Origin of the sequence: Neptunomonas marina (assembly GCF_004005935.1) — a bacterium.
Classification (GTDB): Bacteria; Pseudomonadota; Gammaproteobacteria; order Pseudomonadales; family Balneatricaceae; genus Neptunomonas; species Neptunomonas marina.
The window spans coordinates 564,853-577,616 of sequence record NZ_SACQ01000001.1; the positions used below are offsets into that span (position 1 = coordinate 564,853).

Genomic DNA, 12,764 nt, shown 5'->3' on the forward strand with positions numbered 1-12,764 from the left:
GGTGACAGGTTATTCCGCTTTGCGGATAATCCCCATCCATGACAGATAAAGCGCTACATGTTCTAAAAGAAGTCTTTGGCTACGATCAGTTCCGTCCCCCTCAAGATGCGGTGATTAAGCGTGTTGTTGCTGGTGATGATGTACTGGTGATCATGCCAACAGGTGGCGGGAAGTCGCTGTGTTATCAGTTACCTGCATTACTGCGGCAGGGTACCGCGGTGGTTATCTCTCCGCTCATAGCGTTAATGGAAGATCAAGTGGCTGCGCTAAGGCAGCTTGGGGTGCGTGTTGCGTGCCTTAATTCAAGCCTCGACTACGTTAGCCAGCAAGATGTTGAGATGAGTTTGCGCCAGCGCCAGCTGGACCTTCTGTATATTGCGCCTGAGCGTTTACTGCAGCCGCGTACTCTGAGTCTGTTGGAGTCCTGTGATATCGCGCTATTTGCTATCGATGAGGCGCACTGTGTATCTCAATGGGGGCATGATTTCAGGCCGGAGTATTTGCAGTTGGCTGCGCTTGGGGAGCGCTTCCCCAGTGTTCCTAAGATTGCGCTCACTGCCACCGCGGATAAGCGTACTCAGGAGGAGATCGTTGAGCGCCTACATCTGCACAATGCCAGCACGTTCGTACAGGGGTTTGACCGACCAAACATCCGTTATCGCATTGCGCAGAAAAATCGTGCCCGAGAACAACTGCTGCGCTTCCTTAAAAGCGAGCACCCCAATGATGCCGGTATCGTGTATTGCCTATCGCGTAAGCGGGTCGAGGAGACTGCGGCTTGGCTCAATGAGCGGGGTTTTGCCGCGCTACCTTATCACGCTGGTTTATCGGCTGACTTGCGCGCGCACCATCAGCAGCGCTTTCTCAATGAAGAGGGCGTCATTATGGTGGCAACAATCGCCTTCGGGATGGGCATTGATAAGCCTAACGTGCGTTTTGTCGCACATTTGGATCTGCCGCGCAGTATCGAGGCTTATTATCAAGAAACGGGCCGTGCTGGGCGTGATGGGCAGCCGGCTGATGCTTGGATGGTGTATGGCCTACAAGACGTTATCTTTTTACGTCAAATGCTAGAGTCCTCCACTGCGGAGGAGGGCCGTAAGCAAGTTGAAAGGCAAAAGCTCGAGGCTATGCTGGGCCTTTGCGAAATTACCAGCTGTCGGCGACAGGTCTTGTTGAGCTACTTTGGCGATGAAGAGCATGAGCCTTGCGGTAACTGTGATACGTGTTTGGAGCCTGTGCCTGAGTGGGATGGCACTGAGGCTGCGCGTAAGGCGTTATCAGCGGTCTTCCGAACGGGGCAGCGCTTTGGGGTTAATCACGTGGTGGATGTGCTGTTGGGCAACACTACGGACAAGGTTAAGGCTGAAGGGCATGATCGGCAATCGACTTGGGGGATTGGTAAGGAGTTAGGCCGTAACGCTTGGCGCTCGGTGTTTCGCCAGTTGGTCGCGCGTGGTTATCTAGGTGTTGATGGCGAAGGTTTTGGTGTTTTGCATCTTACCGAGCGGTGCCGCGCGCTGCTTAGGGGTGAAGAGGTGTTACATCTGCGTGAAGATAAACGTGAAACTGAGCAGTCTTTCTCCAAAGGGCGGTCTGCATCTAGCCAGCTCAATGGCGAAGATCATGCCCTTTGGGAGGCGCTCAAAGCGGTGCGCAAACGCTTAGCTCAAGACCAAAATGTGCCGCCGTATGTGATCTTTCATGATGCTACGCTGATGGAGATGGTGGTGTATCGGCCACATACCCATGCTCAGATGCAGAAGTTGTCGGGCGTAGGTGAACGTAAACTGGAGCTTTATGCGGATGATTTCCTCGCAGCGATTCGTGAGGACGCAGTGCCGGACAATCAATCAGGCCAAGAGTTGGAATCAATTGCGCTATTTAAAGCGGGAATGTCAATTACTCAAGTCGCGAAGATGCAAAAACTCTCGGAGAAAGTGATCTATGGGCATCTTGCTGCCGGTATCCGTTCTCAAGAGTTGACAGTAGCAGAGGTGGTTGAGCTACCAGACACTGAGATTAAGCATATTGAGCAAGTGATACTGGATAGCCAAACACGCTTTGGCCAGGCTTTAAAGCCTGTCTATGATGCGTTGGCAGGTGTGTATGACTTGGGTGTGCTCAACTGTGTAAAAGAGGGGCTGCGCACCTGATGGATACACCATTGGTTGGGCTCTTCCTAAGTAGCTTTATTGCATCGACGCTGTTTCCTGGTGGTTCTGAAGCGCTGCTCGTGTGGCAAGTCAAAGAAGGTGTCTATGAACTGTGGTTGCTCGTTTGTGTAGCAACATTAGGTAATGCGCTAGGTGGTATTGTTACTTATTACATGGGGCGCTGGATCGCGTATCGTTTTCCTGAGCGCACGCTGGGCGCTAAGCATCCTAAAGCTCAGGCTTGGTTATCACGATATGGTGCTTTTTCATTGCTGCTCTCTTGGCTGCCCGTTGTAGGTGATCCTTTGTGTTTATTGGCTGGGTGGTTGCGCATTAACTCGGCTGCCGCCTGTTTGTTGATTACTGTGGGTAAGGCGTTACGTTACATTGTCGTTGTGGGTGTTGCAGCGCAGATCTGGTAAAAGGAGTTGCTATGTTCAAGAAAATCCGCGTTCTGCTGCTACTTCTCGTGTTGCTGGTGGTCAGTGTAGACAGTTATCTATCGCGTTCGCGCAGCATGGATTGGCAAGATGAGTTATGGGTAGTGATCTACCCGATTAATGCGGATGGTTCTGCTGAAAGCGGGAGATATATCGCGCAACTTAGAACAGATGACTTTGCTGATATCGAGCACTTCTTTCAGCGTGAAGCGGTGAAATATGCTTTGCCCGTCGAAAAGCCCATTAAAGTATTGCTGGCACCTGAGCAGCCCAGTATGCCGCCAGAGGTACCAGAGAACCCCAGTATCGTTGATAGTGTTGTCTGGAGTTTGCAGATGCGTTATTGGTCGTGGCGGTATGAAAACTGGGATGGGCCTAACCCTGATATCCGAATCTACTTGAATCTATTCTCCCCAAGCTACCCGCATGCGTTAAGACACTCACTGGGTTTGCAAAAGGGTTTGATTGGGTTGGTAAACGGCTTTGCCGATGAGCGCCAACAAGGACAGAACAATATTATCGCGGCGCATGAGTTGCTGCACACAGTGGGCGCTAGCGACAAATATGACCCTGCAACCAACTTTGCGATCTGGCCGGACGGTTACGCGGAACCTACGAAAGTGCCTCGGTTCCCGCAGCGTAAAGCTGAGATTATGGCTGGGCGTTTGCAGGTATCTCCATCGATTGCGGTGCTGCCGCCAGACTTAACTCATGTGACGATTGGGGCCGCGACCGCAATAGAGATTAATTGGCTACGGGCTCCAAACTGATGTGCTTTTCTAAAGCGTAAAAAAAACCCGCACTAGGCGGGTTTTTCTTGAAGCGTTGATTACTTTTTGTAATCGCGCTGAGAAGGGCCTGTATAAAGCTGGCGAGGACGGCCAATCTTATTAGGGCTGCTGTGGAACTCGCTCCAGTGAGAGATCCAGCCAATGGTACGAGACAGTGCGAAGATCACTGTAAACATATTGGTTGGGATACCAATCGCTTTCAGGATAATGCCTGAGTAGAAGTCAACGTTCGGATATAGCTTACGCTTAACAAAGTACTCATCTTCCAGAGCGATCTGCTCAAGGCGCTTAGCGATCTTCAGCATAGGATCGTTTTCGATACCTAGTTCAGCTAGTACTTCGTCACAGGTTTGCTTCATAACTTTCGCACGTGGATCGAAGTTGCGGTATACGCGGTGACCGAAGCCCATCAGGCGGAAGCTATCCTCTGGATCTTTTGCACGCTCAATGAAGTCTGGGATGTTTGCTTCATCACCAATTTCCTCCAGCATTGTCAGTACCGCTTCATTAGCGCCACCGTGAGCTGGTCCCCAAAGAGCGGCTATACCTGATGCGATACATGCAAACGGGTTAGCACCAGAAGAGCCGGCTAGGCGAACAGTTGAAGTCGATGCATTCTGCTCGTGATCAGCGTGTAATAGGAAGATCTTGTCCATTGCTTTCGCAAGTACAGGATTTGGTTTGTACTCTTCACACGGGTTGCCGAACATCATGTGCAGGAAGTTCTCTGCATAGTTCAGGTCGTTGCGTGGGTACTGGAACGGCATGCCGATGGAGTACTTGTAGCACATAGCAGCCAGCGTTGGCATCTTCGCGATCAAACGATATGCACACACTTCGCGGTGATGAGCGTTGTCGATATCCAGTGAATCGTGATAGAAGGCAGACAACGCACCCACAACTGCAACCATGATAGCCATTGGGTGAGCATCACGGCGGAAACCATTGAAGAAGTGGTTCATTTGCTCGTGAATCATCGTGTGACGCTTCACGGTGCTGACAAACTCTTCCTTCTGCTCTGGAGTTGGTAGCTCACCGTTTAGCAGCAAGTAACACACTTCTAAGTAGTCAGAGTTTTCTGCAAGCTGTTCGATAGGGTAACCGCCGTGTAATAGAACGCCTTTTCCGCCATCGATGTAAGTGATTTTCGATTCACAAGCAGCTGTTGAAACGAAACCGGGGTCGTAAGTGAACAAGCCTTGGCCAGTCAGCGGGCGAACGTCGATTACGTCAGGCCCTTCTGTTCCTGAGTAAACAGGGAGTTCAATCACGTCATCAAGACCATCGACAGTCAAACGAGCTTTCTTATCAGCCATTAGAGGCTCCTATCATTTTGTTTGTTATGTATGAAGCTACGTATTGATTAGCTTCAATTTCTAGAGTCTCGGTCCCTTGGGACCTGCCCAATATAGAGATTCAAAGGGCATTGTCAATCTGGACAAATAACCGGTTTTCTGCATTGCAGCATTAGGGCGTAAGTTCTACCCTATACGTCGGTTAAGACGAAATAGGATTTTAGTTGTAGCTCTAATTTGCGTTTTTTTGCGTAGATAAGAGCGGGTAGACGTTAGGAGTAGATGGCCTAGCGTTACGTTGTATTATGTCATTGATATGACTATACTCGGCGCCCGAATGCACATGACCTTAGAGATGGTGTGTATTCAGTCTGAGGATCAACTCTCTACAACACTTCCGAGCAACCTTGCCTCATTAGAGTAGGCAAAAAAGAGTGTGAACAAGAGCCGTGAACAAAAAAAGACCTGTAAATTTAGATCTGCGAACTATCAAGCAGCCCTTACCTGCGATCACATCTATTTTGCATCGTGTAACGGGAGTAGCGTTATTCTTTGGCGCTATCTTCATGACGTATGCATTGGGATTATCGCTTGAATCCGAGGCTGGCTTTAACGAAGCGAAAACCATGCTAGAAGAGGGCTTCTTCGCGAGGCTAATCGCATGGGGATTAGTATCTGCATTGCTGTATCACATGTTGGCGGGTGTTAAGCACTTGATCATGGATGCAGGGCATCTGGAAGAACTGGAAAGCGGCACTAAAGCAGCGAAAGCGACTCTTATCGCTGGTGCGGTCGCAGTACTTTTAGCGGGGGTGTGGGTATGGTAACTAGTATTACGAGCTTTGGCCGCAGCGGTCTGTACGACTGGATGATTCAGCGCGTTACAGCTGTTGTTTTATTGGCTTATACCCTATTCATGATGGGTTATCTGCTTTTTGGCGGTGATTTGAACTACGAACAGTGGAAAACACTTTTCGATGGCACTGCAATGCGTATCTTTTCTCTCTTAGCTCTGCTTTCGCTGGCTGCGCATGCTTGGATTGGCTTGTGGTCAGTGACAACAGACTACATCAAGCCAACTGGAGTGCGCTTTGTCGTGCAATCGGGTTGTGGTCTCCTGACGTTTATCTATGTCGTCTGGGGTGTTCAGATTCTGTGGGGTGTTTAAGAGATGAGTAATCTACGCACATTAACTTTTGATGCGATCGTAGTTGGTGGCGGTGGCGCTGGTATGCGTGCTGCACTGCAGCTGGCTCAAAGTGGTTTGAATACAGCGTGTGTAACTAAAGTATTCCCAACACGTTCTCACACGGTTTCTGCGCAAGGTGGTATCACTTGTGCGATCGCAAGTGCAGATCCAAATGATGATTGGCGTTGGCACATGTACGATACCGTTAAAGGTTCCGACTACATCGGTGACCAAGACGCTATCGAATACATGTGTTCTGTGGGCCCACAGGCGGTATTTGAGTTAGACCACATGGGTCTGCCGTTCTCCCGTACTGAAACAGGGCGTATCTATCAGCGTCCTTTCGGTGGTCAGTCGAAGAATTTCGGTGAAGGTGGTCAGGCAGCTCGTACTTGTGCTGCAGCAGACCGTACGGGTCACGCTCTGCTTCACGCGCTTTATCAGGGCAACATGAAAGCAGGTACTACTTTCCTTAATGAGTGGTACGCAGTAGATCTAGTTAAGAACGACGATGGCGCGGTTGTTGGCTGTATCGCTATCTGCATCGAAACTGGTGAGACTGTATACATCAAGGCTAAAGCAACCGTTCTTGCAACAGGTGGTGCTGGCCGTATCTACTCGTCTACTACTAATGCTCTGATTAATACCGGTGACGGTATGGGTATGTCTCTGCGTGCAGGCGTTCCTGCTCAGGATATGGAGATGTGGCAGTTCCACCCAACCGGTATCGCAGGTGCAGGTGTGCTTGTGACTGAGGGTTGTCGTGGTGAAGGTGGTTACCTGATCAACAAAGACGGCGAGCGCTTCATGGAGCGCTATGCACCTAACGCCAAAGACCTTGCTGGTCGTGACGTTGTAGCGCGTTCTATGATCATGGAAATCCTAGAAGGTCGTGGTTGTGGCGAAGATGGCGATCACGTTTACCTGAAGATGGATCACTTGGGTGAAGAGGTTCTTCATTCTCGTTTGCCTGGTATCTGTGAGCTGTCCAAAACGTTTGCGGCGACTGACCCAGTTGTTAAACCGATTCCAGTTGTACCAACGTGTCACTACATGATGGGTGGTATTGCCACAAATATCGGTGGTCAAGCGATCGCGCAAGATAAAGACGGTAATGATCACATCGTTCATGGTCTTTACGCGTGTGGTGAAGTTGCATGTGTATCTGTCCACGGCGCTAACCGTTTGGGTGGTAACTCGCTACTTGACTTGGTTGTATTTGGTCGAGCTGCTGGTATGCAGATTGAGCAGCAAATGCGCGAAGGCTATGAAGTTAAAGATGCAACTGAAGCAAATATCGAAGCAGCAATGGCGCGTTTGAATCGCCTGAATAACTCGACAGGCGGTGAAAGTGTTGCTGAAGTGCGTAAAGAACTACAGAGCACTATGCAGCTGTACTTCGGTGTATTCCGTGACGGTGAGAGCATGCAGAAGGGTCTTGAGCTGCTGAAAGAGTTGCGTGCTAAGGTTGAGAATCTGCACCTTGAAGATAAGAGCTTGGCGTTTAACACAGCTCGTATCGAAGCTCTAGAGCTAGAGAACTTGATGGAAGTTGCTGAGGCGACTGCGATCGCGGCAGAGGTTCGTAAGGAGTCTCGTGGTGCTCATGCACGTAATGACTATACAGAGCGTGATGATGAGAACTGGTTGTGCCACTCTATGTTCTTCCCGGGTGAGAAGCGCATTGGTAAGCGTGCAGTTAACTTTGCACCAAAAACCATGGATCCATTCCCACCAAAAGTTCGTACCTACTAATTTTAAGGAGCTTCGAAAATGTTAGTGAGTGTTTATCGCTACAACCCTGAAACTGATGATGCTCCTTACATGCAGGATATCCATATTGATATTCCTGGTGGTAAGGACATCATGGTTCTGGATCTGTTGCAGCTATTAAAAGATAAAGATCCATCTCTGGGCTATCGTCGTTCTTGCCGTGAGGGTGTATGTGGCTCTGACGGTATGAATATGAACGGAACTAACGGTTTGGCTTGTATCACGCCGTTATCCGCAGTTGTTAAAGACGATAAGCTAGTACTTCGTCCGTTGCCTGGTTTGCCGGTTATTCGCGACCTAGTCGTGGACATGACTCAGTTCTATAAGGCGTACGAGAAGATCAAACCATTCTTGATCAACGATACACCGCCACCTGCTATCGAGCGTCTGCAGTCTCCAGAAGAGCGTGCTGAGCTTGACGGTCTGTATGAGTGTATTCTTTGTGCATGTTGTTCTACGTCTTGCCCGTCTTTCTGGTGGAACCCTGATAAGTTCATTGGTCCATCAGGCTTGTTGCAAGCGTACCGTTTCTTGGCTGATAGCCGAGACACGGCAACACGTGAGCGCTTGGCTGATCTGGATGATCCATTCAGTGTGTTCCGTTGCCACGGTATTATGAACTGCGTAAATGTTTGCCCTAAAGGTCTGAACCCAACGAAGGCGATCGGTAAGATTCGTAATATGCTTATCTCTCAAGCGACCTGATTTTCAGTTGCTTGTCATAAGAAAAGACACCTTCGGGTGTCTTTTTTTTTATCTAGCCAAAAGGCTTATGCTTCAAAGCTGTAACTTTATGTAGAATCCGTGCTGTACGTGCTGTAAAGCTAGTTTTAAAAAGCGTACAATACCGTCCGCATTTCGTATTTTTAGAACAAGAAGTGCGAAGTGCATAACGGAAACAAAAGAAGGGGAATCAGCGCCAACCAAATGTCGGGTAACTGGTGCATCCCGACAGCGCTAGACAAACCCCTCAGCCAGGGTGATCAACTAATGCAAGAAGGCGTAATGGAGCTGCTTTGGAAAAACGCCCACCTTTATGGTGGCAACCTTTCCTATGTTGAGCAGCTATACGAAACTTATCTGATGGACCCAAGTGCCATTCCACAAGAGTGGCGAGAAGAGTTTGACCGGTTACCGAAAGTAGGTGAAGCTCTATCACAGGACGTTCCTCATTCTCCGGTGCGTGAGCACTTCTTATACATCGCGAAAAATAGCAAACGTGCTCAACCAGCTGCCGTTAGCAGTGTTTCCTCTGAACATGAGAAGAAACAGGTTCGAGTCTTGCGGATGATTAACGCGTTTCGTGTTCGGGGCCATCAGGTCGCGAATATTGACCCTCTCGGTATGCGTCAAACCGAAGACGTGCCTGATCTCGATCCTCGCTTTCATGAGCTTTCTGAAGCGGACTTTGATACGAAGTTCCAGCTGGGTTCGTTGTTTTTTGGCCCAGAGGAAGCCCCTCTAAAAGAGATTCTTGCTGACCTTAAGCAGACATACTGCTCGACGGTTGGTGCTGAGTATATGCACATTGTTGATACTCAAGAGAAACGCTGGATTCAGTCTCGTTTGGAGCCTTCACGCGCGCATCCGCAGGTCGAGATCGAGAAAAAGAAGATGATCCTAGAGCGCCTAACCGCCGCTGAGGGTCTTGAGAAGTATCTGGGTTCCCGTTATGCAGGTGCTAAACGTTTCGGTCTTGAAGGGGGCGAATCTCTTATCGTTTCGTTGAATACATTGATTCAGCGCGCCGGTAAGCAAGGCACCAAAGAAGTTGTTATCGGTATGGCTCACCGTGGCCGTCTAAACACACTGGTAAATATCTTCGGCAAAAACCCAACGGACCTGTTTGACGAGTTCGAAGGCAAAAAGCTGGTAGATACGTCGGGTGATGTAAAGTACCACCAAGGTTTTTCGTCAAACGTTATGACACCGGGTGGTGAAGTACACATCGCAATGGCATTTAACCCGTCGCACCTAGAGATCGTTGCGCCGGTTGTTGAAGGCTCGGTTCGTGCTCGTCAAGATCGCCGTAACGATGATCTAGGCGGCAGTGTTGTTCCTGTTAATATTCACGGTGACCAAGCGTTTTGTGGTCAAGGTGTTGTATTAGAGACGTTCCAAATGTCTCAAACACGTGCATATAAAACAGGCGGCACCATTCATATTGTGGTGAATAACCAAGTCGGATTCACAACGTCCAAGAAAGAAGACTCTCGTTCTACTGAATACGCGACTGATGTTGCGAAGATGATTCAGGCGCCGATCTTCCACGTGAATGGTGATGATCCTGAAGCGGTTCGCTTTGTAACCCAATTAGCGGTCGACTATCGCAACGAGTTCAAGAAAGATGTTGTCATCGATCTGTTTTGCTACCGTCGTCGAGGCCATAACGAAGCTGATGAACCGTCAGGTACACAGCCGTTGATGTATGCGCAGATCAAGAAGCAGAAAACAACGCGTGATCTTTACGCTCAACAGTTGATCGAGCAGGGCGTTGTTACTGCTGAAGAAAGCAAAGAGATGGAGAAAGAATACCGTCGTTTGCTTGAGAACGGGGAGCACGTTGTTAAATCACTCGTCAACCAGCCTAATCAGGAGCTTTTTGTCGACTGGAAACCTTATCTAGGACACCAGTGGTCATTTGATTGCCCAGAAACTAAGGTTGACTTTAAGCTGCTTCAAGAGCTGGGTAGCAAAATCTGCGAAACGCCTGAAGGCTTCTCTGTTCAGCGCCAAGTTCAAAAAATCATTGATGACCGTAAGCGTATGGCTGCCGGCGCGATGGAATTGAACTGGGGTATGGCAGAGTCACTTGCGTACGCATCGATTCTAGCTCAAGGTCACCCTGTGCGAATCACTGGTCAAGATGTAGGCCGTGGTACGTTCTCACACCGTCATGCTGTGCTGCATGATCAAAAAACTGCTGAAACGTATATTCCGCTGAGTAATTTGTCAGCAGAGCAGCCAGAAATGACAATTTACGACTCCTTCCTTTCAGAAGAAGCGGTATTGGCATTTGAGTACGGTTACTCGACAACGACGCCAAATGCATTAGTTATTTGGGAAGCGCAGTTTGGTGATTTCGCAAACGGTGCGCAGGTTGTTATCGATCAGTTTATTACTTCGGGTGAGCACAAGTGGCAGCGCCTGTGTGGCTTGACTATGCTCTTGCCTCACGGCTTCGAGGGTCAAGGCCCTGAGCACTCATCAGCTCGCCTAGAGCGTTATTTGCAGTTGTGCGCTGAGCACAATATTCAAGTGTGTACACCAACAACGCCAGCGCAGATCTTCCACCTTCTGCGTCGTCAGGTGGTACGTCCACTGCGCAAACCTCTGGTGATTATGTCACCGAAGAGCTTATTGCGTCATAAGCAAGCGGTTTCATCTTTAGAAGAGCTTGCAGATGGTATGTTCCAGCCTGTTATCGCTGAGACTGACAACCTTGATCCTAAAAAGGTTAAGCGTCTGGTCTTGTGTGGCGGTAAGGTTTACTACGATCTTTACAACCGCCGAGCGGAGCTAGAGAAGGATGATGTAGCGATTGTTCGTATTGAGCAGCTATATCCTTTCCCTGAAGATCAGTTGGCTGAAGCGATTAAAGAGTATAGCAACCTAGAGTCAGTGGCTTGGTGTCAAGAAGAGCCTATGAACCAAGGTGCTTGGTATTCGATGCAGCATCACATGCGTAAAGTGATTCATGCTCATAACCCAGTACTCAACTTAGAGGGCATCGCTCGCCCAGCTTCTGCCGCACCGGCAGTTGGATACATTTCAGTGCACGTTGAGCAGCAAGAGAAGCTCGTAAACGAAGCAATTAACGGTTAAAGATTTTGTCGCTACACAAAGGCTGTAGCGACAAACGAGTTTATAAGGAATAGTCATGTCCATCGAAATCAAAGCACCAACATTTCCTGAGTCTGTCGCTGACGGTACGGTTGCAACTTGGCACAAACAGCCAGGTGAAGCAGTTGCAGCAGATGAGCTCATTGTTGATATCGAAACAGACAAAGTTGTTCTAGAAGTAGTAGCGCCTGCTGACGGTGTTATTGCTGAGATTGTTAAAGGTGAAGGCGATACTGTATTAAGTGACGAAGTCATTGCGCACTTTAATGCAGGTGAAGCGGGTAGCGCTGCTCCAGCGGCTCAAGCTGAAGCTTCAGAAGCGGCAACGACTGACGGCGATAAAGTGGGGCCGGCAGCACGTAAGCTGATTGATGAAAATGGCCTAGATGCTTCTAAAATCCCAGGTACTGGCAAAAACGGTGGTATCACTAAAGAGGACGTACAAAACTTCCTTAAAGGTGGTGCTCCAGCGGCAGCACCGGCGGCTCCAGCAGCGGCAGCACCGGCTGCACCTGCGGCAAGCGTTAACGTTGTTGCTGGTGAGCGCGTTGAGAAGCGTGTTCCAATGACGCGTCTGCGTGCGACAATCGCTAAGCGTCTCGTTGAAGCTCAGCAAAATGCGGCAATGCTGACGACTTACAATGAAGTCAACATGAAGCCTGTTATGGAGCTGCGTAAGCAGTACAAAGACCTGTTTGAGAAAACTCACAACGGCACGCGTTTGGGCTTTATGTCTTTCTTCGTGAAAGCAGCCACTGAAGCCCTGAAGCGCTTCCCAGCAGTTAACGCATCGATCGATGGCAACGATATGGTTTACCATGGTTACCAAGACATCGGTGTGGCTGTATCTACTGACCGTGGTTTGATGGTACCTGTATTACGCGATACAGACACTATGAGCCTTGCTGATGTTGAGTCAACAATCGCTGACTTCGGTAAGCGTGGTCGCGAAGGTAAGCTGGGCATGGAAGACATGCAAGGTGGTACATTCACAATCACGAACGGTGGTGTGTTTGGCTCACTTATGTCAACGCCAATTCTAAACCCACCACAAACAGCGATCTTGGGTATGCACAAGATTCAAGAGCGTCCTATGGCTGTAAATGGCCAGGTTGAGATTTTGCCTATGATGTACTTAGCACTATCTTACGACCATCGTATGATTGACGGTAAAGAAGCTGTACAATTCCTTGTTACGATCAAGGACTTGCTGGAAGATCCAGCACGTATGTTGCTTGACGTTTAATTCAACCCGTATTCAGCGATTAGGAAGGTAA

The 12,764-nt window shown here is 49.1% G+C and carries 10 protein-coding genes; 9 read left to right on the forward strand and 1 reads right to left on the reverse strand.

Translation table 11 applies throughout. From position 1 onward, the window contains the following. Positions 1 to 38: 38 nt before the first annotated feature. The 3 genes from recQ to EOE65_RS02660 are packed head-to-tail and all read left to right on the forward strand — an operon-like array spanning position 39 to position 3,366. The gene (recQ, locus tag EOE65_RS02650) at positions 39 to 2,156 is read left to right on the forward strand and encodes a DNA helicase RecQ (protein WP_127692739.1); all 2,118 of its coding nucleotides are present in this window, start codon (positions 39 to 41) and stop codon (positions 2,154 to 2,156) included. Next, a complete protein-coding gene (locus EOE65_RS02655; RefSeq protein WP_127692740.1) occupies positions 2,156 to 2,578 on the forward strand; it encodes a YqaA family protein in 423 nt (140 codons plus the stop codon). Before recQ ends, EOE65_RS02655 begins: the two co-directional genes overlap by 1 nt. A gap of 11 nt (positions 2,579 to 2,589) precedes the next feature. Further along, entirely contained in the window at positions 2,590 to 3,366 is a 777-nt protein-coding gene (locus tag EOE65_RS02660; protein WP_127692741.1) for a hypothetical protein, read from the forward strand. Positions 3,367 to 3,425: 59 nt separating this feature from the next. Here EOE65_RS02660 and gltA read toward each other — a convergent pair whose 3' ends face one another. Next, a complete protein-coding gene (gene gltA / locus EOE65_RS02665; RefSeq protein ID WP_127692742.1) occupies positions 3,426 to 4,703 on the reverse strand; it encodes a citrate synthase in 1,278 nt (425 codons plus the stop codon). A 428-nt stretch (positions 4,704 to 5,131) separates the two neighbouring features. Between gltA and sdhC the strand changes: the two genes are divergently transcribed. The 6 genes from sdhC (at position 5,132) to odhB (ending at position 12,733) form a co-directional block, all read left to right on the forward strand. Beyond that, a complete protein-coding gene (gene sdhC, locus EOE65_RS02670) occupies positions 5,132 to 5,509 on the forward strand; it encodes a succinate dehydrogenase, cytochrome b556 subunit (RefSeq protein WP_127692743.1) in 378 nt (125 codons plus the stop codon). Beyond that, complete coding sequence (gene sdhD, locus EOE65_RS02675; RefSeq protein ID WP_127692744.1) at positions 5,503 to 5,850, forward strand: succinate dehydrogenase, hydrophobic membrane anchor protein; 348 nt, start codon at positions 5,503 to 5,505, stop codon at positions 5,848 to 5,850. Before sdhC ends, sdhD begins: the two co-directional genes overlap by 7 nt. Positions 5,851 to 5,853: 3 nt before the next feature. Then, positions 5,854 to 7,626: a succinate dehydrogenase flavoprotein subunit gene (gene sdhA / locus EOE65_RS02680; protein ID WP_127692745.1), complete on the forward strand. Its 1,773-nt coding sequence runs from the start codon at positions 5,854 to 5,856 to the stop codon at positions 7,624 to 7,626. 18 nt (positions 7,627 to 7,644) lie between these two features. After that, a complete protein-coding gene (locus EOE65_RS02685) occupies positions 7,645 to 8,349 on the forward strand; it encodes a succinate dehydrogenase iron-sulfur subunit (RefSeq protein ID WP_127692746.1) in 705 nt (234 codons plus the stop codon). A 285-nt stretch (positions 8,350 to 8,634) separates the two neighbouring features. Then, a complete protein-coding gene (locus EOE65_RS02690; protein ID WP_127692747.1) occupies positions 8,635 to 11,469 on the forward strand; it encodes a 2-oxoglutarate dehydrogenase E1 component in 2,835 nt (944 codons plus the stop codon). Between the two features lie 55 nt (positions 11,470 to 11,524). After that, entirely contained in the window at positions 11,525 to 12,733 is a 1,209-nt protein-coding gene (odhB, locus tag EOE65_RS02695) for a 2-oxoglutarate dehydrogenase complex dihydrolipoyllysine-residue succinyltransferase (protein WP_127692748.1), read from the forward strand. Positions 12,734 to 12,764: the final 31 nt, after the last annotated feature.